The organism is Chromohalobacter sp. HP20-39 (genome assembly GCF_033052815.1).
GTDB lineage: Bacteria > Pseudomonadota > Gammaproteobacteria > Pseudomonadales > Halomonadaceae > Chromohalobacter.
Map to the genome: position 1 here is coordinate 1 of NZ_JAWHTP010000448.1, position 307 is coordinate 307.

Below are 307 nucleotides of genomic sequence, written 5' to 3' on the forward strand. Positions count from 1 at the left end.
GCCTTATGACGCGGTACGGACTCGCCCGTGATAGGCGACTCGTCCAGGCTGCTTTCACCGCGGAGGATCTTGCCGTCCGCAGGCACCCGGTCACCAGGGCGCACCAGCACGCGGTCGCTCACGCGCAGGGAAGCGGCGGGCACTTCGCGCTGCCCGCCCGCGGCATCGAGCAGTACCGCCGTCTTAGGCACCAGGGAGGCCAGCGCCTTGATGCCGGCGCGCGCGCGGCCGGCGGCCAAGCTTTCCAGCAGCTCGCCGATCGCGAACAGGAACACCACGGCAGCAGCTTCCTCGTCCTCGCCTATCA

At 70.0% G+C, this 307-nt stretch carries 1 pseudogene; it reads right to left on the bottom strand.

Features of this window, described 5'->3' with window-relative positions:
• A pseudogene (locus RVY79_RS18755) lies at positions 1–307 on the bottom strand (heavy metal translocating P-type ATPase); the annotation flags it as partial.